Here is a 26510-nt window from a genome sequence, read left to right as displayed (position 1 = left end):
CCCCCATCGGCACGGCACGCGCACCGATTGAACCGGGGGCGACGGCCGTCGTGGGCCGTCACCCGGTCGGCGGTCGCCCTGGTCAGCCCCGGGTCAGTCGAGGGAGACGCGCAGGCCGACGCCCGCGGCGGACGTGGCGATGGTGACGTCGAAGAACCGTGCGTAGTCGCCCGCGACGTGGTGCAGGTGGCCGAACAGCTCGACGGAGATCGCGCCGACGAGGGAGGTGAACAGCGTCCCCGACCGGATCGCGATCCGCGCCACGTCGTCGGGCACCGTCGTGGGGTCGGTGAACCCCGCGACGGCGAGGGCCTCGGGCGCCATGCGGCCGGCGGGGTCGAAGTCGGGTCCGGCCGGGTCGAGGACCCCGTCGCGGGCCGCCGCCATGAGCAGGCCGATGATGACCCCCCACAGCCGCACGGCCGATCGCACGGTGTCGTCGGGGGCCCGGTAGCCGCGGACCGGGGTGCCGTAGATGAGCTCGAACGAGTACGGCTGGTCGAGGGCCCATCGCCGCACCGCGCGCGCCACCTCCAGCCACGTCTGCGCCGGGTCAGCCCCGTGGGCGTCGGCGGCGACCTTCTCCGCGACCTCCCCGACGGCGTCGTACGCCTCGATGATCAGCAGGGTGAGCAGGGCGTCGCGCGACGGGACGTAGCGGTAGACGGCCGACGAGGCCATGCCGAGGTCGCGGGCGACCGCGCGCAGGCTCAGCGCCGCGGACCCCTCGCTCTCGAGGCGCGCACGTGCCGCGGCGAGCAGCTCGGACATGACCTCGGCCCGCGCTCGGTCGCGGGCGCGCAGGGGGGTCGTCGGCTCGGTCACGGACGCCAGTGTGCCTGCTCCGTCGCGAAACTGCGAGCACTGCTCTTGTTCTCGACAGACGATTGTGCGAGCATTGCTCACAGCAGAGAGCACTGCTCTCGTTTCTCACGAAGGAGTTCGACATGGCTCGCCACGTCATCGTCGGCAAGGGTGCCGTCGGCACCACGCTGGCCCACCAGCTCGCCGACGACGGTGCCGACGTCCTGGTGCTCAGCCGGACCGGCGGCGCGTCCGCCGGCCGCATCACGCACGCCGCCGTCGATGCGACCGACGTCGATGCCCTGACCGCGGCCGCCCGAGGCGCCGACGTCGTCTACAGCTGCGCCGCCCCGCCCTATCACCGCTGGCCCACCGACTGGCCCCCGCTGTGGGCGTCCCTGCTCGACTCGGCTGCGCGGACCGGTGCAGTCCTCGTGGCCGTCGGCAACCTCTACGGGTACGCGACGCACGGTGCCGTGATGACCGAGGACACCCCGCTCGACAGCACCGAGCGCAAGGGCAGGGTCCGCGCGCAGATGTGGCGCGACGCCGAGGCGCGCCACCGCGCCGGCGACCTGCGGGTCACCGAGGTGCGCGCTGCCGACTACTTCGGACCGTTCGCGGACTCCCAGGCGATGGCCGGACCGCGCTTCCTCGGACCGCTGCTCGCCGGCAGGGTGGTGCGGACGGTCACCGCCGTCGACCAGCCGCACAGCTGGACGTACCTGCCCGACCTGGCCCGCGCGCTCGTCGCCGCCGGCAGGACGCCCGACGCCTGGGGGCGCGCCTGGCACGTCCCGACAGCGGAGCCGCTGACGATGCGGGAGCTGGGCGAACGGTTCGCCGGTGCGGGACCGGCCCCTAGGATCCGACCGATGCCGGGGCCCGTCGTGCGCGCGCTCGGCCTCGTGTCGCCGCTGCTGCGCGAGGTCGCCGGCGTCTCCGACCACTTCACGCAGCCCTACGTCATGGACACCACCGCGTCGTCGCGGATGCTCGGCCTCGTTGCGACGCCGTGGGACACCTCGATCGACGAGACGATCGCAGCGACCCTCGGGCGGTCGGGTGTCGGAGGTCGGGCGTAGCGTCGGCTCCCATGAAGTTCGGTGTCACCGCGTCGTGCGGTTCCGCAGCCCAGAACATCGAGATGGCCGTCGCGGCAGAGGATGCCGGCTGGGACGCGTTCATGGCCTGGGACGGCATCAGCGTCGGCCCCATGGACACGTTCGACCCGTGGACCGTGCTCGGCGCCGCCGCGGTGCGGACCAGCCGGATCACGCTCGGCGCCATGGTGTTCTCGCTGCCGCGGCGCAAGCCCTGGGAGGTCGCGCGCCAGGCACTGACCGTCGACCACCTGTCCGGCGGCCGCTTGGTCCTGCCCGTGGGCCTCGGCGCCATCGACGACGGTGCCTACAGCCGCGTCTCCGGTGAGACCACCGACGTCAAGGAGCGCGCCGCACTTCTCGACGACTCCCTCGCGATCCTCGACCTCGCCTGGACCGGGGAGAAGTTCAGCTACCAAGGGACCCACTACCAGGTCACCGATCTCGAGTTCCGGCCTCGGCCGGTGCGAGGAGCGATCCCCGTCTGGGTCATCGGCGCCTGGTTCGCGCCACGGTCGATGCGCCGTGCACTCGCGCGCGACGGGGTCATCGCGGTCCGGCGGGAGGACGGGTTCGACCCGCTGAAGCCCGACGAGTGGCGGTCCGTGCGGTCCTGGGTGGACGAGCACAGCGGCGGTACGCCCGTCGAGCTGGTCGCCGAGGGCGTGCTCCCGGCCGACCCTGCCGAGGCAGCGGACAAGATCGCCGCGCTCGAGGACGCCGGCGTCACCTGGTGGATCGACTCCAACTGGAACTTCGACACCGTCACCCCCGACGGCCTCCTCGACCGGATCCGCCAAGGACCCCTCCCCACGTGAGCGTGACCGTCGCCGACTGCGAGCGCGTCCAGACCAGCTGGTTCCAGCACCGGTCCGAGGTCCTCGGGGTCGACGCGTGGGAGGACACCGGACTGGTCTGGGCCAACGGCGACCTGATGTTTCCGCAGCTAATCGACCCGGCGGCCCTCGCCCGCGGCGTGGAACGCGCTCGCGCCGGCGGGAGCACCGTCGTCGGCGCGTGGCTCGGGCTCGACGTCGACCCGGCCCCGCTCGCGGCGGCGGGGTTCGAGAAGGGCTGGTCTCCGTGGTGGATGACCGGCCCGATCGACCTGGGCGGTCTCCCGGCGGATCCGCGGGTCGAGCTGCAGGACGCCTGGGAGCGCGCCTGGTACGCCGCGGCCCACGTCGACGGACGGCTCGCGGGCCGGGCGGCGTCGCACCGCGTCGATCACCTCGCCGGCGTCTTCGACATGGAGGTCTGGCCGACGTTCCAACGCCGCGGGCTGGGCACGGGGCTGATGCAAGCCGTGTGCGCCGCCGCAGCCGACGCCGGGGCCCGGCACGTGGTCCTCAACTCGACGCCGACCGGCGTCCGCCTCTACGAGAAGTGCGGTCTGGAGCGCATCGGGACGGGCATCACCTGGTGGCTGCATCCGCCGACCGTCCCCGGAGCACCGCTGGGTGCGTCACACTCTTCGTAGAGACGAAGGAGCACCATGCTGACATGCCCGGTCTGTACGTCCGGAGAGCTCGAACTCGTCGAACGGTTGGCGGACGATCGCCGCACCATCCGATGCACCGCCTGCGCACACCAGTGGACCCGCGGAGAGTCGAAGACGTCGGCCCCCCTGCCGTCCTCGTCGGCCGACCTGCAAGCCGCGTTCCCCGACCGCTCCGCTGTCGACCCGGCCCGGTGGGACAAGGTCGCCGCGCTGGCCGCGACGTCGCCGCCCACCGAGCCCGGGTTCGACTGGTCCCACTACCAGCAGGTGTTCGCCCGCGACGAGGTGGCCGACTGCGACCCCCGCGACCTGCTGTCGTTCGTGAACGAGACGCCGGGCGCGACGAACGCGACCACCGCCTCGTTCAACCGGGCGTGGAAGACGATGGGCGAGCGTGAGGCGTCGGCCCGCACCCGCAACACCATCCGCTACCTGCTGTACGGCCCCACCTCGGTGCCGCTGCCGGACCGGCTCACGCGGCTGATCCTCGGCCAGGGCGGGCTCGGCATGACGGGCTTCAAGGAGCCGACGCTCACCCGGGTCCTCGTCGCCACCTCCCCCGAGTCGTACCTGCCCATCTCCACCTACGGCGGGGCGCGCGGCGGCAAGAAGGAGATCGCGCAGCGCGTCTACGGGCTGAGCCTGCCGGAGGTCGCCAAGGAGCAGTTCACGATCGGTCGGCTCATCGTGTGGAGCAACGACCTGCTCGTGGACCTGGTCGAGGACGAGTTCGACGACCTCACTCAGGCGGCCGCGTTCCTCACGACCGTGAAGGTGCCGGCGTAGTCACTCGGTGCTGACGCGGCTCACGGCGACTCGTCGTGCGGCCGCGTCAGCTCGTCGCGCAGCTTCGCGACGACGTCCGGACCCAGCTCGAACCCCTGCGAGCTGCCGGGGTTGATCACGATGCCCACGTCCGCGGGCATCCGCAGCAGCACCTCCCGGACCGGCATCGCGACCGCCTCGCCCCCGAGCCGCCCCTCGTCCCTGAACCGCTGCACCGACGAGAACGCCACGAGGTGGTGCGAGCCGTCACGCTGCACGAGCGCGGGGATGAAGCCCTCCAGGTGCTCCCCGACCGGGCCGCCGCTCGGGACTGCGACCTGCTCGTACGCGAACCGCGTGAGCAGCTTGGCGCCGTCGATCGTGCCGGGGGCCGCGGTGCGCAGCGCCTGGTCGAAGTCCTTCATCGGTGCTCCCTCGTCGTTGCGGGCGAGGCTCACGCTACCGGCGGTTCACCTCGTCGCCAGCCGGAACAGGGAGGGTGTCACGACCTCGATCCTGTGCACCTCGAACCCCGTCCGCCGACCCACGACGTGGCGAGCCCACGCGTGCTCCCGGCACAGCTCCTCCGATGACCACACCTGCCCGTGCGGGAACCCCGGCGTGTCCAGCAGAACACCCATGACCTCGCCCATGACGACGACCCAGCGCGTGTCCGGGCCGGTGATCGGAGCCTCTCCGATCGGGTGGGCGACGGCCCAGACGGTCGAACCCGGGATCGGCTCGTGGTGGTCGGTGGCGGAGCGGAGGCGGGTGGCGTCCGACGTGGTGGCCATGGGTCCAGTGCACTCGCGCGACGTGGCGGGGGTGTGACGGCAGGCCGACGGGGAGGTGGCCGTCCGACGAGGGACGGATGGCCGGAGGTCGGTATCACATGTCGAGCATGTCGATCGGCTTAGTGACGTATTGCCCGGGACTCGGGCACGATGCGCCGGCTGAGCCGAACCGCTCCGACGAAATCCGAGGAACCCTCCATGAGCTCGACCTACCTCTGGTACATCCCCAATGAGGTCGCCCCCGGACACCGCGGCGACTCCGTCGTGGCGCACCACAACAGCCTGTCGACCCTGACCGAGCGGGCCGTGGCGCTCGAGAACCACGGCTGGACGGGCGCGCTGCTCGGCACCGGCTGGGGCCGGCCCGACACGTTCACCGTCGCCACAGCCCTGGCCGCCCGCACCGCCACGTTCGAGCCGCTCATCGCGATCCGGCCCGGGTACTGGCGTCCCGCCAACTTCGCGTCCGCCGCGGCGACCCTGGACCACCTCACGGGTGGGCGCGTGCGCATCAACATCGTCTCCGGCAAGGACAACCTCGGCGCGTACGGCGACGTCGAGGGCGACCAGGCGGACCGCTATGCGCGGACGCGGGAGTTCATGCAGGTCGTGCGCCGCCTCTGGACGCAGGAGGACGTGCACCACGACGGCGAGCACTTCCAGCTGACGGGGTCGACCGTGGTCCCGCGGATCGAACCGCGCGACGGACGCCTGCACCCGACGCTCTACTTCGGGGGTGCGTCCGACGCGGCCGAGCGTGTCGCGGCAGCCGAGGCCGACGTCCAGCTCTTCTGGGGCGAGCCCTTGGCCGGGGTGCGGGACCGCATCGAGCGTCTGCGGGCGCTCAGCGACGAGGTCGGACGGGAGCACGCTCCCCTGGAGTTCGGCCTCCGTGTGACGACCCTCGTGCGGGACACCACCGAGGAAGCCTGGGCCGACGCCGAGGCGAAGGTCGCGCAGATGGCCGCCACACAGGGCGCCGCCCCGCAGAACCCGCACCGTCGGACGGCCGTCGGCCAGCAGCGCCTGCTCGACCTGGCTGCGCAGGGCGACGTGCTCGACGACAACCTCTACACCGCACCCGGCCGGTTCGGTGGCGGGGGCGCGGGCACCACGTGGCTCGTCGGATCTGCCGACGACGTCGCAACGTCGCTGCGCAAGTACGAAACCCTCGGCGTGACGCACTTCGTTCTCTCCGACACCCCGTACCTGCGGGAGATCGAACGGCAGGGCGACCAGCTGCTCCCGCTTCTGCGCGGATGAGCGAACCGGTTACGCCTCGCGACGCGCGTCGGCCGGCGGCCGCCCTCCGGGTGTGTCGACCTTCCTCGGCAGCACGAACACCAGCGCGAAGCTCACGACGGCAAGCACTGCACTGACGGCCATCGCGTGCGCGGCGCTGTCGACGAACGCCTGCGCGATCTGCGTCGGGTCGTTGCTGGTGATGTGCAGCGTGCCGAACAGGACGCTGCCGATGACCGCGATCCCGATCGCGGAACCGACGCGCTGCATCACGCTGATCACGCCGCTGGCGGCCCCGGCTTCGGAGCGATCGACGGTCGCGACGATGAACTGCGCGTTCGGTGCGATGAACAGCCCGCTGCCGATGCCGGCGATCAGCAGCGGCAGGAGCAGGTCCCAGCTGACGAGGTCCGCCGCGTCGACGAAACGCAGGACGAGCCACGTCGAGACCAGGCCGACTGCCACCATCCCCGTACCGACGATGAGCACCGTCCGCCCGAGGCGCTTCGAGAGCCGGTTGCTCTGCGAGGCACCGATGATGCTCCCGATCGCGAACGGCACCGCCACCAGCCCGGACTCGAGCGCCGTGTGGCCGAGGCCCGCCTGCCACAGCAGCGAGATGGTGAAGAAGATGCTGGTGAACGCAGCGAAGTAGACGAGCGCGAGGATCGTGCCCCCGGTGAACGCCGGGTGGGAGAACAGGTGCGGCGGCACCATCGGGTTGTCGTCCTCGATCCGCTTCTCCCAGAACGCGAACGCCACGATCAGCAGCACACCCGCCGCCAGCGTGACGAACGTCCACGTCTGCCAGCCTTTGTCCTGCCCCTCGATCAGCGGCACCAGCAACGCGATCAGTCCCGTGGTGAGCAGCGCCAGCCCGACGAAGTCGTACCCGTCCTTCGCCCTACCCTCCGCACCTGCCGGCAGGATCCTCGCGGCCGCGATCAAGGCAACGACACCGATCGGGAGGTTGACCCAGAACACCAGCCGCCACCCGTTCACGTCGCCGAACGCCTGGATGATCAACCCGCCGAGAATCGGTCCGAGAGCCGTCGAGACCCCGATGACCGAGCCCATGATCGCGAACGCCTTGCCGCGCACCGGCCCCGGGAACAACAACTGGATCATCGCCGTGACCGCCGGGACGAAGATGCCGCCCGCCAGGCCCTGGACCACCCGCGCGACGACCAGCTGCAGACTGTTCTGCGCGAGCCCGCAGAACAGGCTCGCGATCGTGAACAGCAGCAAGCCCGTGAAGAAGACCCACTTGTGGCCGATCCGGTCACCGATCCGGCCCGCGGGGATCAGCGCGATACCGAACGCCAGCGCGTAGCCGCTGATGATCCAGCTGAGCGTCGCCTCTGACGCGTCCAGGCTGACCTGGATGGTCGGGAGGGCGACGTTGACGATCGTCGTGTCCAGCAAGGCCATGAACATGCCAGCCATGAGGACGATGAGCGCGTTCCAGGCGGAGCGGGGCACGGCGATCGCTTGCCGGGACTGGCCGTCCGTCATGAAGGCGCGTCCTTTGAGCGGCGGCAAGAGACAGGGCGCGCACCTGCGCCGAGCCCACGATCTCCCGACGATCGCCCACGCGCAACGCGTGCGGCGTGCTCAGCGGGCGCTCTGACCCAGTCCGCCGTATCCGAATATGTGGGCGCTGAGCACGTCGACTTCCCGGCGTGGGTCGCCGAAGAAGGCCTGAATCCGACGAGCGACCCGGGCAAACGGCCGCTCGCGAGCGCCTCCCGCGGCATTCCAATTTGCCATGGGAACGATCAGGAACAGGTGGTGCGCGTCGGGTGCGATGTGGACCTTCCAGAAGTCTTTGAGGTCGTGGTTATTGGTCGTCGTGCCTCCTCGTTCGACCTCCGCGACGATTCCACGGCCGAGCCCGAGCGGGTACACGAAGTCGGGCCGGGCACGGGTGACAAGCCCAACCTCCGGCGTGAGGACCACCTCCTCGCGAAACCCCAAGTCCGCGAAAAGCAACTCAGAGACGATTCGCTGGACCGCACTGCTACCGGCACCGTGAATGTGGACGAGGTCGATGTCCTCGGTTCGCGCCTCCAGGTGAGTTGACAACTGAGCCGCGACTGAATCGACGGTGCTCAACTCCACTGCCTCAGCGGCCGTTATCTCGCTACGCGTGAACCTTGCGTAGCGCTGGACCATGTCGAGCAGCTTCGCCCGCATTCCATCGAAAAGCTAGCTCCGAATGGATGCAATGCGCTCAAGCTCGCGCGATGCTCGCCGTGCTTGCTCAGCCCACGAAACCCCCCCGCAACACTCCCCCCGTACCGTCCCCTCAACGAGGCATAGACGCAGGCGTCGCCCGCACGCGACCCCAGCGTCCCGACGGACGAGCGCGAGGAGCGGCGGATGTTCGAGCGCGTCGACCCTTTCATCGGCACGGAGGCCACGAGCCTGCCGGGTCAAGAAGGCCTCGCACGGACATGGTGGTGGCCGAAGCCGCAGGTCGGCAACACGCACCCGGGCGCGACGTACCCGCTCGGCATGGTCAGCGCGTGCGCGTACTCGGGCGCTTACCCGACGGGGTACGGCCGCTACGACCTCGGCACGGAGGGCCTCCCGACGGAGCTGTACGACCGGCAGGTGGCCAGCGGGTTCACGCACTTCCAGCAGTCCGGCACGGGTGCGATCCGCAAGTACTACAACTACTTCCGCGTCACCCCGATGCTGCAGCCGTTGGACGATCTGGGTCAGCTGTGGGACGTCGTCGACGAGAGCGCGGAGCCCGGCTACTACACGGCGACGCTCGACTCAGGCATCCGTGCGGAGATCACGGTCGGTCCCAAGTCGGCGGTCCACCGGTACACGTTCCCCGCGCACCGGGACGCGCGGCTGGTCATCGACTTCTCGCTGGGCGGCCTGTCCATCCCCCACGGCCGGACGGTTCCGCTGCGGGCGCACCTGCACTCGATCAGTCCCGGGATCGCGCAGGGCGAGATCGTCGTCGAAGGTGCTCCGCTGGCCATCCATGTGGAGTGCGACGACCCGCGCTGGCGGCAGCTGCTCTGGTACGACCGTCGGCTCATGCCGGGCGGCACGCGGCTGGACTTCGACCGGATCCGGCCGACGACGCTGCGACCGTTCGGGCTGATGTGGGCGGGGCCGTCGGAACCCGGTCAGGTGGTGGAGCTGCGGTTCGGGTTCTCGCTGAGGGGTGTGGACCAGGCGCGGGAGAACCTCGAACGTGAGTGCGGTCCGGGCCCGTCGAGCTTCACGACGCGCCGCGCGGCGACTGCAACAACCTGGCAGGAGGCGCTCGGCAAGATCCGGGTGGACACGCCGTCGAAGGACAAGCAGACCGTCTTCTCGACGGCGCTCTACCACTCGCTGATCAAGCCGTGCCTGGCGCCGGACGAGTCGCCGTTCTGGCCGGCCGACGGGCCGTTCGCGTTCGACCTCGCGACCATGTGGGACATCTACCGGACGCAGCTGCCGCTCCTGGCGACGCTGATGCCGGACAAGGCCGTCGAGCTGGCCAACGCGCTGCTGTACATCTCGGAGGAGGAGGGGAACCTCCCGATCGGCTACCGGATGGCGCGCGGTGCCGACCAGTTCAGCCGGCAGGCGTCCGCGCTGGCGCACACGTTCCTGTCCGACCTCTGCCAGCTCGGGCTGCCGGGCATGGACTGGGACTGGGCGTTGGTGCACATGCACAACGACCTGCGCCGGACGTACGGCGAGGACTTCCTGCTGCGCGGCAAGGTGCACCCGATCAGCCACACGCTCGACCTCGCGTTCGGGTACTGGTGCACGTCGCAGATCGCCGCCCACGTCGGTGACCCGGCGCTGGTCGAGCAGTTCACGCCGTTGGCAGCGCGGTGGGTCAACGCGTTCGACGAGGAGACCGGCCTCCTGCAGGACTCCACCTACTACGAGGGCGGGCGCTGGAACTACTCGTTCCGGCTGCTGCACGACATGGCCGCACGCATCAAGCTCTCGGGTGGCGACGACGCCTTCGTCGCGCAGCTCGACCACTTCTTCGGCTTCGACGCTCCGCCCGTGGTGCAACCGGGGGTGCGGCCGAGCATCGAGGAGATGGCCACGGGGTACGCGCTGAACCGGTTCGAGGGCCTGAACAACGAGCCGGACATGGAGGCGCCCTGGTCGTACCACTACGCCGGCCGACCGGACCGGACCGCAGAGGTTGTGCAGGCCATCGTGCAGAACCAATTCAGCACCGGGCGCGGCGGGCTGCCCGGCAACGACGACTCCGGTGGGCTGTCGTCGTGGTTCGTGTGGGCGTCGCTCGGGCTCTTCCCCGTCGCGGGCCAGAACCTGTTCCTGATCAGCGCGCCCGCGTGGCGCGAGTCGAGCATCGACGTCGGCGACCGCAACCTCACGATCGAGACCACCGGATTCATCGAACCGACGCCGGGCGGGCCCACGCAATATGTCCATTCCGTGCACCTCGACGGTGTGCGGCTGGAACGCACCTGGCTCACCGGCACCGAGCTCCATCGCGGCGGACGACTGCACCTGGAGCTCGGCCCGACGCCGAGCGACTGGGGCACCACCGTCCGCCCTCCGTCCGTGAGCACCCACCCCCCGACCACCGCGCTGCGGCGCTGAGCGAGCCACCAAGGAGCAGCCGTGTTCCCGAACCGCCGTCTCGTCATCGTCGTCCGCGCCGACCCGGTTATCTGCGGCCACTCGGGTGAGGCCCGCAATCTCGCCGAGGCTGCCCTGCAGCGAGGTTTCGACGACGTCCGCATCGTCACGTGGCCCATCGACCGGCTGCAGGCGACCGGCCTGCCCCTCAAGCCCCTCGACGGCGTGCTGCCGTACTCGCCGGGGATCACCGTCGAGCGCCCCGAGCCGGTCGGCGACTACAAGGTTCCCGACGGCCGCTGGCTCGCGGGCATCGTCGGCCGGCTCGTGGAGCTGTTCACGGACGGCGTCCCGACGGTCGCGATGTCGCTCTACCTGAGCCCGCACTCGCTCGCGGTGGCCGACGCCGTGCACGTCGCCCGTCGGACCGGTCTGCCGGTGAACGTGACGACCGTCGCGGAGGCCGTCGGCTCCGACGTCACCAACGTGGTCCGCGCCTGCGTCGAGAAGGACGAGTTCGGCGCCGCGGCGCACGTGCTGTCCAGCTACCTGGAGCACGACGTGTGCCTCGCGGTCAGCGACTACACGCGTGAGCTGATCATCGCCGAGGCCGCCGCCATCGACGCCAAGCACGGCACCACGTTCGCCGCCCAGTGCCGCGAGCGCGTCTCGGTCTCCTACCCGGCGATCGACGTCGGCTCGTACCTCGACCTGGACCAGACCGAGACAGCGCGAGTGCTCGATGCTCGCGGGCTGCGCGCCGACGGGTACGTCCTGTTCCTCTCCCGTCTCGCGCACGCCAAGGGGGTCGACGACCTCATCGCCGGCTTCGCGACGAGTCGCGGCTGCGACGACCTCCGGCTGGTCGTCGCCGGCAACGGTCCCGACGCGTCGCGCCTCCAGGAGCTCGCGGCCTCGTCGAGCGCCGCCGACCGGATCGTGTTCTTCGACGACGTCGACGACGACGAGAAGGCCCACCTCATGGCCGCGTCCGCCGCGTACGTGCTGCCGAGCAAGCCGCGGCCGGAGTTCGTCGAGACGTTCGGCATCGCGCTCGCCGAGAAGATGCTCGCCGGCGGCGGACCGATCATCACCACCGACACCGGCGGCATCAGCGAGGCGGTCGGCGACTGCGCGCTCATCGTGCCGGTCGAGTCCCCCTCGGCGATCGCCGAGTCGCTGGACCGCATCCTCGCCATGTCCGCCGACGAGCGCGCCGACTGGGAGACCCGCGCGCGACTGCACGCCCTGCAGTTCGACCGAGGCGCGGTGCTGGACGCGATCCTCGACCGGGTGGCGCGCGTGATGTGGGTGCCGACGCCGGTGGGCTGAGGTGCGCGTCGTTGACGTGCCCGCACGCGCGGTCGGAGACTGGCGGGACGAGGGCTCGACGTCCTCATCCCCGCAGGAGGCATCGTGGCCGACAGCGCGACCTACCCACAGGCACCCCCGCTCACCGAGGACGAGCTCACGGACTTCCTCCGGAGCGCGGACGTCGCCCGTCTGGCCACCCACAACGAGGACGGCAGCATCCACCTGGCACCCGCGTACTACGTGTACGAGCTGCCGGACATCCTGATCGGGACCCAGACCACCTCGCGCAAGGCCCGCAACGTCGCGCGCGACCCTCGTGTCTCTGTCTTGTTCGACGTCGTCGGGGCCGAGCCGATCGGCGCCCTCGTCTACGGCACGGCTGAGCTGGACCGCCACGACGTGCTGGCCAAGCGGGCGACGATCTTCCGTCGGTACATGGCCGACGACGCCGCCGACCAGTTCGCCCGGAGCCTCGCCGACTCGTGGGATCCGGTGATCATCCGGGTCCGGCCCGAGCGCATCGTCTCGTTCGACTACCGCAAGGGCTTCCCCGCTGGCGACTGAGGCAGACATGTCGGGGCGGTAGACGCGGGGTGATCCCGACGCGCGCTCGTCGGCAAGCGAACGTACGGTCGAAGACCCGCCCGTCACGTCGTGAGGATCAAGCCGATGGCGTCCACCGAGCCCTTGATCTTCGTCCTGCACGGCGCGCGCGGTGACCTGGCGAGGCGCATGGTGCTCCCCGCGCTGGCCACGCTGCAGCGGCGGCACCTGCTCCCGGAGCGGTGGGCGCTGCTCGGCACGGGCCGCTCACCGATCAGCTCGCAGGAGTTCGACGAGCTGCTGCGCGACGCGGTCCGGGAGTTCGGCGACGACGAGGCCGCCGAGGGCGTACCCGAGCTGACCGAGCACACCGCCTACTGCGGAGACGTCAGCGAGGACGACAGCGCCGACGAGCTCCCCGGGGAGCTGGACCGGCTGCGCGCCAAGCTGGGCGGCGACGTGACAGTCATCCACTACCTCGCGGTCCCGCCGTCGTCGTTCGCGCCGATCACCCGGGCGCTGAAGAAGGCGGGTCTGACGGACGGGATCCGCATCGTCTACGAGAAGCCCTACGGCACGTCGCTGGAGACGTTCCGGGAGCTCGACGCGACGGTGCACGACGCGTTCGACGAGGAGCAGGTCTTCCGGATCGACCACTTCCTGGGCAAGGAGGCGACGCAGAACCTGCACGTCCTGCGGTTCGCCAACGAGCTGTTCGGCGGCATCTGGAACCGGCAGCACGTCGCCCAGGTCCAGATCGACGTGCCGGAGACGCTCGACGTCGCACAGCGCGCGGAGTTCTACGACGCGACCGGCGCCGCGCTCGACATGCTGGTCACGCACCTGTTCCAGGTGGCCGCCGAGGTGGCGATGGAACCCCCGCGCCGCCTCGACGCCGCGAACCTGGGCACGGCGCGCGAGGACGTCATCGCGCACTTCCGCCCGCTCGACCCGACGAACGACGTCGTGCTCGGGCAGTTCGACGGCTACCGCGACATCGACGGAGTGCCCGACGACTCCACGACCGACACGTTCGTCGCCGCCCGGCTCTGGGTGGACACCGAGCGCTGGAGGGATGTGCCGTTCCTGCTGCGCACGGGCAAGCGGATGGCCGCGTCGGCGCAGCAGGTGACGCTCGTGCTGCGGACGCCCGACGAGCTGTTCGGCTCCCCCGTCGGACCCAACCACGTGATCGTCTCGCTGGCGGGATCGGGCGAGCTGAAGGTCACGACCACCGTCAAGCGGCCCGGCGCGTTCCTCGAGCTGGCGACGGGTACCGCGGACCTCGCCCTCTCCGACGTCGAGCCCGGACAGTCCCTGCCGCCCTACGCGGGACTGCTGGAGGACGTGCTCGTCGGCGACCGCACCCTGTTCACCACGTCCGCCGGGCTCGAGTCCGCGTGGATCGCGTTCGACCCGCTGCTCGGCGCAGACCGCCCGACGCCCGAGCCGTATGCGGTCGGATCCTGGGGACCGGAGGCCGCGGACCGGTTGGCGGAGCCGCACGGGTGGGTGCTTGGCGACTGACGCTCAGGCGGCCGCGGCGACGACCTCGATCGGGCACGTGACGTCCGGTGCGCCGGCGATCCGGGCATCGGCCGTCAGGAGCACGGCGCCCAGTCGCTCCGCGAGCGCGACGTACGCCGCGTCGTAGGCCGAGAGGTTCGCGCCGAGGGCCCACACCCGCTCAGCGAGGACGTCGTGCGACCAGAGGTCGATCGAGAGGGAGCGGAACCCGTCGAGAGCCAGCCGCGCCTCGGCGTCCGAGAGCCGACCGGCATTGCGATACCTGCGCAGGACGTTGGTGACCTCGTACGGGAGCAGGTCGGGCGCGACGACCGCTGCACCGTCGAGCCGCGCCGCGACGTGCTCACCGGCCGGCCCCGGGTCGATCAGGAGCATCAGCGCGGCCGACGCATCGAGGACCACCGTCTCCGTCACCGACGATCGGCCCCGAGCTCGTCGACCAGATCGGCGTACGAGAGGCGCGGGTAGGCGCGCGCCCGGGACCGGACCTGAGCGAGCGCGTCGGACGGGCTGGGCCGTCCGGTGAGGTCGATCAGGTGCGCGCGGAGGAACTCCTGCATCGACATCCCGCTGCGCGCCGCTCGGGCCGCGAGCTCGTCACGCACCTCGTCCGGGACGTCCCTCACCGTGATCACTGTCATGACTGCATCCTAGCGTGCGTGCATGCATTTCACCTGCACGCGACTGCACGTCGGGCAGATCCACGCCCCAGCCTCAGCGCCCGCACAGCGTCGGTACAGGCACGCATCGCTCAATGGAACCCGTCCCACACGGAGGGTTCCCATGACTCAGTACGCGCTCCTCGCGCTCGACCTCGTCGCCATCAGCGTCCTCGCGTTCGGCGTCTACTTCCCCCGGCACCGTCGGCGTGACCTCGTCGTCGCGTACCTCGGCGTGAACGTCGGTGTCCTGGCAGTCGCGACGGCCCTGGCCGGCAGCGCGGTCGGTGCAGGCCTCGGGCTCGGGCTGTTCGGCGTGCTGTCGATCATCCGGCTGCGGTCCACGGAGCTGACGCAGCACGAGGTGGCGTACTACTTCTCCGCGCTGGCGCTCGGGCTGCTGGGCGGGGTGACGGTGACGCCGTCGGCCGTCAGCGCCGCGCTGATGGTGATGGTCGTGGTGGTCATGGCCGTCGTCGACCACCCGCGGATGCTGCGGCGGTACCGGCAGCAGACGATGGTGCTGGACTCGGCGATCACGGACGAGACCGCACTCGTCGCGCACCTGGAACGCCTCCTCGGCGCCACCGTGCACACGGCCATCGTGCAGCGGGTCGACCTGGTGAACGACACCACGTGCGTCGACGTCCGGTACGAGCTGGCGGCCGCACGGGAGCGGGTCGCCGCATGATGCCCATCGGCCTGGTCGAGCTGACCGAGCGCGCGAGCCTGCAGACCCGCATCGACCGCAAGTACGTGATCCCTTCGGCGAAGCTCGACGTGCTCCTGCGAGGCATCGAGCCGGGCGCCCGGGTCCTCGAGATCGACGGGGAGCGCGACTTCGCCTACGAGTCCGTCTACTTCGACACCCCCGACCTGACCAGCTACCTCGGCGCGGCACACCGCCGGCGTCGGCGGTTCAAGCTCCGCACCCGCACCTACGTGGACTCCGCGCTCTGCTGGGTCGAGGTCAAGACCCGCGGCCCGCGCGGCAGCACTGTCAAGACACGCCTGCCGTACGACCCGGACGACCGCGACACCCTGACCGACGAGGGCCGGCGGTTCGCCGGCGACGTCCTGGACAGCGACGCGGCGGTCGGCAAGACGCTGGTCAGCACGTACCGCCGGACGACCCTCTTCCTGCCGGCCACCGCGAGCCGCACGACCATCGACACCGGCCTGGTGTGGACGTCGGCGCTCACGGGAGCGTCCCGGGCCCTGCCGGACCGCGTGGTCATCGAGACCAAGACCGGCTCCACCCCGAGCTCCACCGACCGCCTCCTGTGGCGGCACGGCCACCGCCCGGTCCGCATCTCCAAGTACGGCACCGGCATGGCCGCCCTGCACGCCGACCTCCCCCACCACCCGTGGCGCCGCGTCCTCGACCGGCACGTCACCCTCTGAAGGAGCACCTCATGCGACGCCTCACCCCGACGATCCTGGTCCCCGCCGCCCTCGTCGCGGCCCTGCTGACCGGCTGCACGGCCACGGCTGACGCCGCCAGCTCCGACGGGAGCACGACCACCGTCACGACCGACGCCGACCTGACCGTCGAGCAGGCCAGGGATGCGAACACGGCCCCGTCGGAGGTCGATCTCGAGCCGTCGGCCGACGAGGTCGCGATCACCCTCAACGACCCGACCGCGACCGACGGCGTGACCGTCGACGGCAGCACCGTCACGATCACCGCGGCGGGCACCTACCGGCTCAGCGGCGCCCTCACGGACGGCTCCGTCGTCGTGAACACCACCGACGACGGGGTGGTCCACCTGATCCTCGACGACGCCTCCGTGACCAGCTCGACCACGAGCCCGCTGCAGGTGCTCGACGCCGACCAGGTGGTGGTCCAGCTGATGGGGGACAACCACCTGTCCGACACCGCCGCGTACGCCGAGACCGACGAGGCGAGCGCGGCGCTGTTCAGCAGCACGGACCTGACCATCACCGGAGACGGTTCCCTGACGGTCGACGGGAACGCGAACGACGGGATCGCAGCGAAGGACGGCCTCGTCATCGCGGGCGGCACGATCACGGTCGACGCCGTCGACGACGGGATCCGCGGCAAGGACTACCTGGTGGTCACGGGCGGCACCCTGGACATCACGGCCGGCGGCGACGGCCTGAAGTCCGACAACGACGAGGACGAGACCCTCGGCTACGTCGAGATCACGGGCGGCTCCGCAAACGTCACCGCCGGGGACGACGGCATCGCCGCGCAGACCGACGCGATCCTCGCCGACGGCACAGTGAGCATCGTCGCGGGCGACGGGCACGACGCCACGGTCGCCGACGACGCCTCCCCCAAGGGCCTCTCGGGGGCGGTCTCGGTGGTGGTCGGCGGCGGGGAGCTGCTCGTCGACGCGGCCGACGACGGCATCGGGTCCGACGGCGTCGTCAGCATCGCGGGCGGATCCGTGACGATCGCTGCCGGCGACGACGGCGTGCACGGCGACCAGGCCCTGCAGATCAGCGACGGGACGGTCGACGTCACGTCGTCGGTGGAGGGCCTCGAGGCGGGACTCATCACGATCGCCGGCGGCGACATCAACGTCCTGGCCAGCGACGACGGCGTGAACGCCTCCGACCCGGACGCGACGGGCGAGCAGGCGCCCGGCCGTGCGGCGGGGACCGACGTCGGGCTCACGATCACCGGCGGCACGATCGTCGTGGACTCCCGGGGCGACGGGCTCGACGCGAACGGGTTCCTCACCATGACCGGCGGCACGGCCGTGGTGAACGGGCCGACGAACGACGGCAACGGCGCGCTCGACGTGGACGGCACGTTCGACGTCTCCGGTGGCACGCTGCTGGCGGCAGGCGCGTCCGGCATGGCGATGACCCCCGGCGCCGACTCCGCGCAGTCGTTCGTCGCGTTCACCTTCGCCTCGACGCAGGCCGCCGGCACCGTCGTCCACGTCCTCGACGCCGAGGGGACCGAGATCGCCGCGTTCGAGACCAGCAAGGACTTCTCGTCGCTGGTCTACGCGTCGGCGGACGTCGTCGCCGGCCAGACCTACTCGGCCGCCACCGGCGGTTCGGTCAGCGGCGACACCGTCAGCGGCCTGGCGGAGGCCGGCGACAGCGCCGGCTCGACGGTCACGACGACGGCGACAGCCGGCGAGGCGATCTCCGGAATGGGCGGCGGGGGGATGGGCGGCGGCCCTGGCGGCGGCCCGGGTCGTCGACCCTGACCCTGCTCGACCGAACCCGATATGGGTGCCGTCTCGAGCCCGATGACGACACCCATGTCGGGTTCGCCGCGGCAGCATCGGCGGTGTCGACGTGCGGGGGGCCGTGGGCACAGCGACCATCGACTCATGGCCGACGAGCGCGACGACGAGCACCGCCAGCCGCCAGGCACCTCCGAGCAGACGGTTGACGCCGTCGGTGCGCTGACCGCCGCGTTCGAGGTGGTCGAGCACGCCCGCGGCATGCTCTACGCGTTCCACCGGCTCACGGGCCGGGCGGACAACGAGCTGGCGGACGCCCTGGACCAGCTGGCGGAGGCAGGACACCAGGAGCTGGCCGACGAGCTCCGCGCCGAGCTCGTCGGCCGCAACGTGCTGCCGGGCCGATGGACGTTCCAGGTGGTCGAGGCGTACGACGAGCAGTACTACCGGGTGTTCGAGGCGGCCGAGCAGCGCGTCCGGGACGAGCTCATGGCGGGTCGTCGCCACGTCTACGAGGCACGCCTCAAGGAGGAGAACCGCACCCACGGCCGCCCGGGCCACGAGCCGACCCCGGAAGCGTGAGGACGGCACGTCGCGACGAGTGCGAGGTCAGCGGCCCGTGACGCGCGACTTGCCCGCGGCCAGGTCGAACAGCCTCGGCAGGATGGTGTCGCCGGCGACGCGGAGCCCGTCGTGCAGGTGCTCGTTCGTGATCCAGACGTCCAGGTTGCCGACGGGGGTCGCCAGCGCGAGGTCCAGGTCCACGTACGGGTCGTCGTAGTACTGCACCGCCGCGACGGGCACCTCGTTCGCCGCGAGCGCGTCCAGGTCGTACAGCGCCGGCCACTCGGTCCGGGACGCCAGCGCCTCGGCGGCACCGCGGAACGGCCGCAGGGCGGCGTGCTGCTCGTACATCCACGGGAAGATCGCCTCGCCGGTGAGCTGCAGCGGGCGCGCGTCCGGGTCGAACGACGGCCACCGGTCGCGCTCGGCTTGCGCCGCCCATCCCGGTTCACGGGCGCCCTGGTGGTAGATGACCTCCTGGAGCACCGCATACAGCGGGTTGCTGTCGAACCCGGTCGCACGCACCACGGACCCGAGGAACGCGTCGGACAGCGTCCCGGCGGGGGTCAGCGCCGTGTCGAGCAGCCAGTGGAGCTCGTCGACCCCCGTGCTCATCCCGAGCGGCTGCCCCAGCTGCTGGAGCCGCTCGACGGTGAAGGGCTCGCCGGTCGGCAGGACGACGGACCCGTCGGCCAGCAGGTCAGCGATGCGTCCCAGCAGCGGCACGTCCGACGGGTGCAGCCGCGCGAGCTCCCGGTTGCGTGCCGTCTGCCGCCGGAACGTGGCCGCGTAGACGGTCTCGGCGTCGACGGTCGCGGGCGGCAGCCCCCCGGTGACGAAGCAGCGGGTCAGCGCCGACGGGTGCCGCGACAGGTAGGTGAGCGTGAGGAACCCGCCGTACGACTGCCCCAGGGTCGCCCACTGCCGGCCCCCGTACACCGACTCGCGGAGGTGCTCCGCGTCGGCGACGATCGCGTCGGCACGAAAGCACGCGAGGTAGCCGGCGGCGTCCTCGATGCCGCTGATGAGCATCCCGTCCACCGGTGACGACCGGCCGGTCCCGCGCTGGTCGAGGAGGATCACGCGGTACTTCTCGAGCGCCGCGGCGACCCAGCCACCGCCCAGCGGTCTCGGTCCCTGACCGCCCGGTCCACCCTGGAGGAACAGCAGCAGCGGCAGGTCGTCCGACGCCCTCTCCGGGTCCACCAGCTCGCGGGCGAACACCTCGATCGAGCCGAACCGCTCGGGTGCCGACCAGTCAACGGGCACCTCGATCCGGTGCTCGCGGACGGTGAACCCGGTCATCGCATACTCGCGCATCACGCGTGCCAGCCTAGGGTCGGTCCTGAACCACCCCCAGCGAGGAGGCACCCCTGAGCATCGACGTCGGCTTCCGCTCCGAGCGCGGGCCGATCCTCGTCGCGATGATGGTCACCACCGGCCTGGTCGCCATCGACGCGACCATCCTGGCCACCGCGGTGCCGACGATCGTCGCGGACCTCGGCGGCTTCGCCAGCTTCCCGTGGCTGTTCTCCGTGTACCTGCTGACGCAGGCGGTGAGCGTCCCCATCTACTCCAAGCTGGCGGACACCGTCGGCCGCAAGCCGGTGATCCTGCTGGGCATCGGCCTGTTCCTGCTCGGGTCGATCCTGTGCGGGTTCGCGTGGAGCATGCCGGCACTGATCGCGTTCCGCGCGGTGCAAGGCCTGGGCGCGGGGGCCATCCAACCGATAGCCATCACCATCGCGGGGGACATCTACACGGTCGCGGAGCGAGCCAAGGCGCAGGGGTACATCGCTAGCGTGTGGGGCATCTCGGCGGTCGTCGGTCCCACGCTCGGTGGCCTGTTCGCGGAGTTCCTGACCTGGAACTGGATCTTCTTCGTCAACATCCCGCTGTGCCTGGCGGCGGCGTGGCTGCTGGTCCGGCACCTGCACGAGACGGTCGAGCACACCCGTCACCGCATCGACTGGGCCGGCGGCCTCCTGCTGACCACAGGCATGACGCTGCTGATCCTCGCGCTGCTCGAAGGCGGCAACGCGTGGGAGTGGCTGTCGGTGCCGAGCATCGCCGCGTTCGTCGTCGGCACGCTGCTGCTGGTGGCGTTCGTCGGCGTGGAGCAGCGGGCCGACGAGCCCGTGCTGCCGCTGTGGGTGTTCTCACGCCGGCTGCTGCTCGCCGCGTCGCTGGTGTCGGTCGGGGTCGGCGTCATCCTGATCGGCCTGACGTCCTACGTGCCGACGTTCCTCGAGGCGCTGCTCGGCGTCTCGCCGCTGGTCTCGGGCCTCACGCTGGCCACGCTGACCATCGGATGGCCCATCTCCGCGTCGCAGTCGGGCCGGCTCTACCTGCGGTTCGGCTTCCGCACCACGGCCCTCATCGGGTCCACGGTGGTGGTGGTGGGCGCGGGTGGCCTGGTCGTCGCGTCCACCCACCCGTCGGTGCTCGCGGTCGGGCTCGCCTGCTTCGTCATCGGTGCGGGCCTGGGGCTCGTCGCGTCACCGAGCCTCATCGCCGCGCAGTCGAGCGTCGGCTGGAGCGAGCGTGGGGTGGTCACCGGCGCCAACCTGTTCTCGCGGTCCATGGGCAGCGCGGTCGGGGTCGCGGCGCTCGGAGCGCTGGTCAACGGCCTGATGCACGGGGACACCCCGACGCAGGACCCGGAGCAGTTCGGCGACGCGGTCACCGTGGCCTTCGTCGCGGTCGCGCTCGTCGCGCTGGCGACGGTGGCCGCTGCGGCCGCCATGCCCCGGACCACCCTCGAGCACAGCTCGCCGGGCGCACCCGTCGACGACGTCGCAGACTGAGACGTCACCACGGAGGAGGACGACATCATGGGCATCGAAGACCTGGTCAACCAGGCGAAGGCAGCCGTCAGCGGCCACGAGGACCAGGCCAAGGACGCCATCGAGAAGGCGGCCGAAGCGGTCAAGTCGAAGACGAGCGACAGCCAGGACGCCCAGATCGACAGCGTCGTCGAGAAGGCCAAGACCTACCTGGACGAGCAGAAGAAGTAGCCGGGTGCGCGGCGGTCAGCGCGACCGCCGCGCACCGTGGTCTCAGTCCTCCTGCAGGCAGAGGACGTCGGACTCGGCGTCTGCCTCGAGGTACAGGTCGTCCGGGCACTCCTCCGGGGTGCTGACCTCGGAGATCGCCTTGAACTGGTGCTCGGAGTCGCAGCCGACGGCCTCGGCCATCCCGTCCTCGTCCACGGTCCAGCAGGAGCCCACGCCGGTCTCGAGCGACTCGGCCGCGACGAAGCTCGACGCCGCGCCGACACCCGTGCCGAGCACGGCGACGACACCGACGGCGACGATGCCCTTGGCGAGCCCGCTGAGGTCGGGGGCGCCGCCCTTGCGCGCGGCCCGGTACTCCGTGAACGCACGCACCAGCGCGATGGCGCCGACGATCATGCCGCCCCACCAGATGACGCCGCTGTTCGAGTTCGACGTGACGATGGTCGAGATCGCCCCGGCGAGGAAGACGCCGACGCCCACGAGGAACGACGTGGTGGCCTGCTTGTAGTGCCGGGTGGCCTCGGTGGTCTCGCCGGGCAGGACGGTGTCGTCCTCCACCCAGAGCTGCCAACCCGGGGGCGGCGCGGGCAGCGTCGGGTCCGGGGTCCAGCCGGGCTCCGGCGTGAAGCCCTCAGGCGGAGCCGGCCAGTTGGGCGGCGGGTTGAACTTCATGGAGCTCCGATCTGTGGCCGGCGCGCGGCTGGGAGGGCGCTGGGGAGCGCCGTGTGCGGTGTGTCATCGACTGCTCAGGTTCGTGGCTTGAGTGCGCGCGGGAATGCGCTTCCGCGTCGACGTCGTTGCATCGGTCATGCCACTGACCGGAGAGTATGCGCCCAGCACGTCCGCGTGGGCCCGTAAGCAGGCCGAGACTTTCGAGCGCAGCAACGGGCAGGAGGCCAACACGCTCCAGGGGAAGCCCGTGATCGTCCTGACGTCCGTGGGAGCCACCAGCGGAAAGCTCCGCAAGACGGCCCTGATGCGCGTCGAGCACGACGGCCGGTATGCCGTCGTCGCCTCGAAGGGTGGGGCCCCCGAGCACCCTGCCTGGTTCCGCAACCTCGTCGAGCACCCGCACGTCGAGCTCCAGGACGGCGCCGTGAAGAAGGACTACGTCGCGCACGAGGCGAGCGGGGCCGAGCGTGACGAGTGGTGGGCGCGCGCGAACGAGGTGTGGCCGGCGTATGAGAGCTACCAGAAGAAGACGGACAGGTTGATCCCGGTCTTCGTGCTGGAGCCGGCCTAGAGCTTGGCGCCCGTCCTGGCGTCGTGGTGCGGGTTCGCCGCCACCGAGTGCCGGTACGAGTAGGCGAAGTAGATGACCACCCCGGCCACCAGCCAGGCCAGGAACCGCAGCCACGTCAGCGTGGTCAGGTTCACCATGAGCCACAGGCAGGCCACGCCCGCGATGATCGGCAGCGCGGGCGACCAGGGGACCCGGAAGCCGCGCGGCAGGTCGGGGCGCGTCCGGCGCAGGATCGGGATGCCGAAGCTGACCAGCACGAACGCCGACAGCGTCCCGATGTTGATCATCTCCTCGAGGAGCTCCACCTCGGAGAGTCCGGCGATGAGGGCGACGACGATGCCGACGCCGATCTGCAGCCGGACCGGGGTGCCGTACTTGTGCGACGTGCGCGACGCGGCGCGGGGCAGGAGCCCGTCGCGGCTCATCGCGAAGACGATGCGCGTCAGGCCCAGCAGCAGCACCATGAGCACGGACGTCAGGCCCACGAGGATGCCGACGGAGATCACGCGACCCGCCCAGTCCGCGCCGACGAGCACGAACGCCGTGGTCAGCGAGGGTGTGTCGGCCTCCGCGAGCTCCGTGTAGGACACCATCCCCGTGACGACGATCGTCACCAGGATGTACAGCACGGTCACGATCGCGAGGCCGCCGAGGATGCCGCGCGGCACCGTCCGCTGCGGGTTCTTGGTCTCCTCGGCAGTCGTGGCGACGACGTCGAAGCCGATGAACGCGAAGAACACCAGTGCGGCGCCGGACAGCACGCCGATCACGCCGTACGCGGTGGGCTCGAGCCCGAAGAGGAACGCGAACACCGGCTGCTCCAGCGACGTCCGCTCCGGGGCCGGCTGCGACGGCGGCACGAACGGCGAGAAGTTCGCGGTGTTCACGTAGAAGAAGCCGACGACGATGACGAAGATCGTGATGGCGACCTTGATGATGGTGAACACGCTGTTCACGCGCGTGCTGAGCTTGGTGCCCAGGGCCAGCAGCGCGGTGAAGATGCCGACGATGACGACCGGGCCCCACTCGACGTCCACGCCGCCGAGCGTGAGCGTCGTCGGGATCTCGATGCCGAACAGGCCGAACGCGTCGGACAGGTACACGCCCCAGAACTTCGCGATCACCGCGGACCCCAGGAGCATCTCCAAAATGAGGTCCCAGCCGATGATCCAGGCGACGAACTCCCCCATCGATGCGTAGGAGAACGTGTACGCGGAGCCGGCGACCGGCAGCGTCGAGGCGAACTCGGCGTAGCACATGATGGCCAGCCCGCACACGACGGACGCGATGATGAACGAGACGATGACGGCCGGACCCGCGTAGTTCGCCGCCGCGGTGGCGCCGACGGAGAAGATGCCCGCGCCGACCGCCACGGCGACGCCGAGGACGATGAGGTCCCACGTGGTCAGGGTGCGTTTCAGGGCCCGTTCGGGATCCAGGGTCTCCTCGAGAGAGTCCTCGACGGACTTCCGCCGGAAAATGCTGGTGCTACCTGCCATGGTCGCCACCACCCCCGCGACCGAGCATGCCGGTAACGCCGTGGTTCGTCACCTGCTGACTCACCTCGATGGTCAGCCGAGCAGCAGGTACCAGCCGCCGACGCCGATGATCCCGCCCAGCACGGGCGCCGCCACGGGCACCCACGCGTAGTCCCACTGCGACGACCCCTTGTGCCGCAGCGGCAGCACCGCGTGCACCATGCGCGGTCCCAGGTCACGCGCGGGGTTCAGCGCCGGGCCGGTGGGACCGCCCAGGCCCGCGACCAGTCCCCAGACGAGGAACCCGAGCGCCAGGTGCGCGACGGCGGGCTCGGTCTGGGTGAGCGGCGAGTGGATGATCGCCAGCGCGCACGAGAAGAGCACCACCGAGCCCAGCAGCTCGGACAGGAACCCGTTCAGGCGCGAGTGGGCGGCGTTGATGGTCGAGAACGTGGCCAGGATGTCCTCAGGGTCCGTCGTCTGGTCGTAGTACGGCTTGTGCGTGACGACGATGGCGACCTGGCCGGCGATCGCCCCGAGCATCTGCGCCACGATGTACGGCGCGACCTCCGACCACGGGAACAGCCCCCAGGTGGCCAGCCCGATCGTGAACGCGGGGTTGATCATGTTGCCGCTGATCCCGCCGAACATGATCGCGGGGATCATCACACCGAAGCCGTAGCCCATCGCGATGAGCGACCACCCACCGCGGTACCCCTTCGACCCCTTGAGGTGGACGTTCGCGACCGTGCCGTTGCCCAGGATGATGAGGATCGCGGTGCCGATGAACTCGCAGGTCAGCCGCACGGCCAGGCTGTACGACGGATCCATGTGCCCCCGCTTCGTCGGTCCTGGTCGTCAGCGTCGCACAGCCGCCCCCCGCCGCACGAGCAGGGCGGCCCCGACACCGGCCGCGTAGGCGACCAGGTCGACGGCGACGAACGTGGTGCCGAGCGCGTACCGGGCCGCGGGGACCGCGTCGACGACGGCCGCGGGGATGCCGGTGAGCTGCGCGAGCTCGACCAGGACGCAGAGGCCGAACGCGATCACGGCGACGGCGCTCGGTCGCGCGCGGGGCGCGATCACGACGAGCAGCGCGTACACGAACGCGGCGTAGACGGCGTCGCCGACGGGATCGGCGAGCGGGTGCTCCAGCCGAGACACCATGAGCCCGACGCCGACGAGCCCGACCGCGACAGCCCCCGCCACCGCCCGAGACGTCAGCGGGCCCCGCGACGCCTCCGCAGGGCGGGGCGACGTCAGCTCGTCGAGGGTCGGGGCGTCGTCGGCGGGCACAGGGTCGACCGTACGGCGAGGTCTGCGGAGGTCGTGTCACGTGAACGTGCAGGTGCTGCGCGCGCCGTCGAGTGGACTCGGCCGCCCACAGCCCGCGCTGCGCACAGGCGGCCGGGGGCCACCGCCCGATCTGCGCGATCGTGCGGCATGCGCCACGACGACCACCCGGCCCCGAGACGGCACCGGCCCGGTCCGTGGCTCGTGGGCCTCGTCCTCTGCATCGCGGTCGGTGCCGGGGCGCCCGCCTGGTCCCAGGCGCGAGACGCCGCACGGTACGCGGTCACGGCGGAGGATCTCGCGGCCGGTCGCGCGGCGCTCGACTCGTTGGCGGTCCGCGGTCGGGCGCCGAGCACCGGGTACGCCCGCGAACGGTTCGGGCAGGCGTGGGCGGACGTGGACCGCAACGGCTGCGACACCCGCAACGACGTCCTGCGCCGGGACCTGGTGGCGACGGTCGTCGAGGACTGCGTGGTGCTGAGCGGCACGCTCGACGACCCCTACACCGGTGTTCCGATCCCGTTCGTCCGCGGACCGGGCTCGGCCGCGGTGCAGGTCGACCACGTCGTCGCGCTGTCGGACGCCTGGCAGAAGGGCGCCCAGGGGTGGACCGCGGAGCAGCGCGAGGCGTTCGCCAACGACCCGGCCAACCTGCTCGCCGTGGACGGACCCGCCAACCAGGAGAAGGGAGCCGGCGACGCAGCCACCTGGTTGCCGCCTCACCGCGGGTACCGCTGCGTCTACGTGCTGCGGCAGGTGCGCGTGAAGGCGGCGTACGGGCTGTGGGTCACCGCGGCGGAACGCGATGCCATGAACCGGACGATGGGCGGGTGCGTCGTCGCTACGGTGAGGCCACCCTGACGCTGCGCTTCCCGACCCTGCTGCGGCGATCGTTCGACCAACGTCCGTGGG

General features: G+C 71.1%; 29 protein-coding genes. 17 read left to right on the top strand and 12 right to left on the bottom strand.

Features of this window, described 5'->3' with window-relative positions:
• Nucleotides 1-93 precede the first annotated feature (93 nt).
• Nucleotides 94-825, bottom strand: coding sequence for a TetR/AcrR family transcriptional regulator (locus ASG23_RS01015; RefSeq protein ID WP_157465462.1), 732 nt, complete (start codon nucleotides 823-825; stop codon nucleotides 94-96).
• Between the two features lie 122 nt (nucleotides 826-947).
• Between ASG23_RS01015 and ASG23_RS01010 the strand changes: the two genes are divergently transcribed.
• From ASG23_RS01010 to ASG23_RS00995, 4 genes are read left to right on the top strand one after another with little or no spacing between them, the layout of a single operon-like run.
• Complete coding sequence (locus ASG23_RS01010) at nucleotides 948-1889, top strand: NAD-dependent epimerase/dehydratase family protein (RefSeq protein WP_056018851.1); 942 nt, start codon at nucleotides 948-950, stop codon at nucleotides 1887-1889.
• Between the two features lie 11 nt (nucleotides 1890-1900).
• Nucleotides 1901-2725 (top strand): LLM class flavin-dependent oxidoreductase, encoded by an 825-nt coding sequence (locus ASG23_RS01005; protein ID WP_056018849.1) that lies wholly within the window; start codon nucleotides 1901-1903, stop codon nucleotides 2723-2725.
• Nucleotides 2722-3387, top strand: a complete 666-nt coding sequence (locus ASG23_RS01000; protein WP_200941481.1) for a GNAT family N-acetyltransferase — start codon at nucleotides 2722-2724, stop codon at nucleotides 3385-3387. The genes ASG23_RS01005 and ASG23_RS01000 overlap by 4 nt, the downstream gene beginning before the upstream one ends.
• Nucleotides 3388-3402: 15 nt before the next feature.
• Complete coding sequence (locus tag ASG23_RS00995) at nucleotides 3403-4194, top strand: hypothetical protein (protein ID WP_056018846.1); 792 nt, start codon at nucleotides 3403-3405, stop codon at nucleotides 4192-4194.
• A gap of 20 nt (nucleotides 4195-4214) precedes the next feature.
• On the opposite strand, the gene ASG23_RS00990 is transcribed toward ASG23_RS00995, so the two are convergent.
• On the bottom strand, nucleotides 4215-4598 hold the full coding sequence (locus ASG23_RS00990; protein WP_157465461.1) for an SseB family protein: 384 nt from the start codon (nucleotides 4596-4598) through the stop codon (nucleotides 4215-4217).
• Between the two features lie 45 nt (nucleotides 4599-4643).
• A complete protein-coding gene (locus tag ASG23_RS00985; protein WP_056018839.1) occupies nucleotides 4644-4967 on the bottom strand; it encodes a hypothetical protein in 324 nt (107 codons plus the stop codon).
• A gap of 198 nt (nucleotides 4968-5165) precedes the next feature.
• On the opposite strand from ASG23_RS00985, the gene ASG23_RS00980 reads away from it, so the two are divergent.
• On the top strand, nucleotides 5166-6230 hold the full coding sequence (locus tag ASG23_RS00980) for an LLM class flavin-dependent oxidoreductase (protein WP_056018836.1): 1065 nt from the start codon (nucleotides 5166-5168) through the stop codon (nucleotides 6228-6230).
• Nucleotides 6231-6239: 9 nt separating this feature from the next.
• Here the strand turns inward: ASG23_RS00980 and ASG23_RS00975 are convergent, their stop codons facing one another.
• Both ASG23_RS00975 and ASG23_RS00970 read right to left on the bottom strand, forming a co-directional pair.
• Entirely contained in the window at nucleotides 6240-7724 is a 1485-nt protein-coding gene (locus ASG23_RS00975) for a DHA2 family efflux MFS transporter permease subunit (RefSeq protein ID WP_056018833.1), read from the bottom strand.
• A gap of 99 nt (nucleotides 7725-7823) precedes the next feature.
• Nucleotides 7824-8384: a hypothetical protein gene (locus tag ASG23_RS00970; protein WP_056020545.1), complete on the bottom strand. Its 561-nt coding sequence runs from the start codon at nucleotides 8382-8384 to the stop codon at nucleotides 7824-7826.
• A gap of 207 nt (nucleotides 8385-8591) precedes the next feature.
• Between ASG23_RS00970 and ASG23_RS00965 the strand changes: the two genes are divergently transcribed.
• From ASG23_RS00965 to ASG23_RS00950, 4 genes are all read left to right on the top strand, one after another.
• The gene (locus tag ASG23_RS00965) at nucleotides 8592-10811 is read left to right on the top strand and encodes a glycoside hydrolase domain-containing protein (protein ID WP_056018830.1); all 2220 of its coding nucleotides are present in this window, start codon (nucleotides 8592-8594) and stop codon (nucleotides 10809-10811) included.
• 21 nt (nucleotides 10812-10832) lie between these two features.
• Nucleotides 10833-12122 (top strand): glycosyltransferase, encoded by a 1290-nt coding sequence (locus ASG23_RS00960; protein WP_056018826.1) that lies wholly within the window; start codon nucleotides 10833-10835, stop codon nucleotides 12120-12122.
• An 84-nt stretch (nucleotides 12123-12206) separates the two neighbouring features.
• A complete protein-coding gene (locus ASG23_RS00955) occupies nucleotides 12207-12668 on the top strand; it encodes a pyridoxamine 5'-phosphate oxidase family protein (RefSeq protein ID WP_056018824.1) in 462 nt (153 codons plus the stop codon).
• Between the two features lie 105 nt (nucleotides 12669-12773).
• Complete coding sequence (locus ASG23_RS00950; RefSeq protein WP_056018822.1) at nucleotides 12774-14174, top strand: glucose-6-phosphate dehydrogenase; 1401 nt, start codon at nucleotides 12774-12776, stop codon at nucleotides 14172-14174.
• A gap of 3 nt (nucleotides 14175-14177) precedes the next feature.
• Here the strand turns inward: ASG23_RS00950 and ASG23_RS00945 are convergent, their stop codons facing one another.
• Nucleotides 14178-14588, bottom strand: coding sequence for a type II toxin-antitoxin system VapC family toxin (locus tag ASG23_RS00945; protein ID WP_200941480.1), 411 nt, complete (start codon nucleotides 14586-14588; stop codon nucleotides 14178-14180).
• The gene (locus ASG23_RS00940; RefSeq protein ID WP_056018819.1) at nucleotides 14585-14815 is read right to left on the bottom strand and encodes a FitA-like ribbon-helix-helix domain-containing protein; all 231 of its coding nucleotides are present in this window, start codon (nucleotides 14813-14815) and stop codon (nucleotides 14585-14587) included. Before ASG23_RS00940 ends, ASG23_RS00945 begins: the two co-directional genes overlap by 4 nt.
• Nucleotides 14816-14957: 142 nt before the next feature.
• Between ASG23_RS00940 and ASG23_RS00935 the strand changes: the two genes are divergently transcribed.
• The 4 genes from ASG23_RS00935 to ASG23_RS00920 all read left to right on the top strand — a co-directional run bounded on the left by ASG23_RS00935 (nucleotide 14958) and on the right by ASG23_RS00920 (nucleotide 18585).
• Entirely contained in the window at nucleotides 14958-15524 is a 567-nt protein-coding gene (locus tag ASG23_RS00935; protein ID WP_056018816.1) for a DUF4956 domain-containing protein, read from the top strand.
• Nucleotides 15521-16237 (top strand): polyphosphate polymerase domain-containing protein, encoded by a 717-nt coding sequence (locus ASG23_RS00930; RefSeq protein ID WP_157465460.1) that lies wholly within the window; start codon nucleotides 15521-15523, stop codon nucleotides 16235-16237. Before ASG23_RS00935 ends, ASG23_RS00930 begins: the two co-directional genes overlap by 4 nt.
• A gap of 11 nt (nucleotides 16238-16248) precedes the next feature.
• Nucleotides 16249-18024, top strand: a complete 1776-nt coding sequence (locus ASG23_RS00925) for a carbohydrate-binding domain-containing protein (protein ID WP_056018810.1) — start codon at nucleotides 16249-16251, stop codon at nucleotides 18022-18024.
• A 126-nt stretch (nucleotides 18025-18150) separates the two neighbouring features.
• A complete protein-coding gene (locus tag ASG23_RS00920; protein WP_056018807.1) occupies nucleotides 18151-18585 on the top strand; it encodes a hypothetical protein in 435 nt (144 codons plus the stop codon).
• Between the two features lie 27 nt (nucleotides 18586-18612).
• Here ASG23_RS00920 and ASG23_RS00915 read toward each other — a convergent pair whose 3' ends face one another.
• On the bottom strand, nucleotides 18613-19887 hold the full coding sequence (locus ASG23_RS00915; RefSeq protein WP_056018804.1) for an alpha/beta fold hydrolase: 1275 nt from the start codon (nucleotides 19885-19887) through the stop codon (nucleotides 18613-18615).
• A 104-nt stretch (nucleotides 19888-19991) separates the two neighbouring features.
• Here ASG23_RS00915 and ASG23_RS00910 point away from each other — a divergent pair, with 104 nt between their 5' ends.
• A complete protein-coding gene (locus ASG23_RS00910) occupies nucleotides 19992-21374 on the top strand; it encodes an MFS transporter (RefSeq protein WP_082515643.1) in 1383 nt (460 codons plus the stop codon).
• A gap of 27 nt (nucleotides 21375-21401) precedes the next feature.
• Nucleotides 21402-21584: an antitoxin gene (locus ASG23_RS00905; RefSeq protein WP_056018796.1), complete on the top strand. Its 183-nt coding sequence runs from the start codon at nucleotides 21402-21404 to the stop codon at nucleotides 21582-21584.
• 42 nt (nucleotides 21585-21626) lie between these two features.
• Here the strand turns inward: ASG23_RS00905 and ASG23_RS00900 are convergent, their stop codons facing one another.
• Nucleotides 21627-22256: a hypothetical protein gene (locus ASG23_RS00900; RefSeq protein ID WP_056018793.1), complete on the bottom strand. Its 630-nt coding sequence runs from the start codon at nucleotides 22254-22256 to the stop codon at nucleotides 21627-21629.
• Between the two features lie 136 nt (nucleotides 22257-22392).
• On the opposite strand from ASG23_RS00900, the gene ASG23_RS00895 reads away from it, so the two are divergent.
• Nucleotides 22393-22827 carry a nitroreductase family deazaflavin-dependent oxidoreductase gene (locus tag ASG23_RS00895; protein ID WP_056020539.1) on the top strand — a complete coding sequence of 145 codons (435 nt, stop codon included), beginning with the start codon at nucleotides 22393-22395 and terminating at the stop codon, nucleotides 22825-22827.
• Here ASG23_RS00895 and ASG23_RS00890 read toward each other — a convergent pair.
• The 3 genes from ASG23_RS00890 to ASG23_RS00880 form a co-directional block, all read right to left on the bottom strand.
• Entirely contained in the window at nucleotides 22824-24326 is a 1503-nt protein-coding gene (locus ASG23_RS00890) for an APC family permease (protein ID WP_056020536.1), read from the bottom strand. The two genes, ASG23_RS00895 and ASG23_RS00890, sit on opposite strands and share 4 nt — an antisense overlap.
• A gap of 72 nt (nucleotides 24327-24398) precedes the next feature.
• The gene (locus ASG23_RS00885) at nucleotides 24399-25136 is read right to left on the bottom strand and encodes an MIP/aquaporin family protein (RefSeq protein ID WP_056018790.1); all 738 of its coding nucleotides are present in this window, start codon (nucleotides 25134-25136) and stop codon (nucleotides 24399-24401) included.
• 27 nt (nucleotides 25137-25163) lie between these two features.
• Nucleotides 25164-25601, bottom strand: a complete 438-nt coding sequence (locus ASG23_RS00880) for a ribosomal maturation YjgA family protein (RefSeq protein ID WP_056018788.1) — start codon at nucleotides 25599-25601, stop codon at nucleotides 25164-25166.
• Between the two features lie 147 nt (nucleotides 25602-25748).
• Here ASG23_RS00880 and ASG23_RS00875 point away from each other — a divergent pair, with 147 nt between their 5' ends.
• On the top strand, nucleotides 25749-26459 hold the full coding sequence (locus ASG23_RS00875; protein ID WP_082515641.1) for an HNH endonuclease family protein: 711 nt from the start codon (nucleotides 25749-25751) through the stop codon (nucleotides 26457-26459).
• Nucleotides 26460-26510: the final 51 nt, after the last annotated feature.

Origin of the sequence: Cellulomonas sp. Leaf395 (assembly GCF_001424125.1) — a bacterium.
Taxonomy (GTDB): domain Bacteria; phylum Actinomycetota; class Actinomycetes; order Actinomycetales; family Cellulomonadaceae; genus Cellulomonas.
This window is presented reverse-complemented; position numbering and strand designations above follow the sequence as displayed.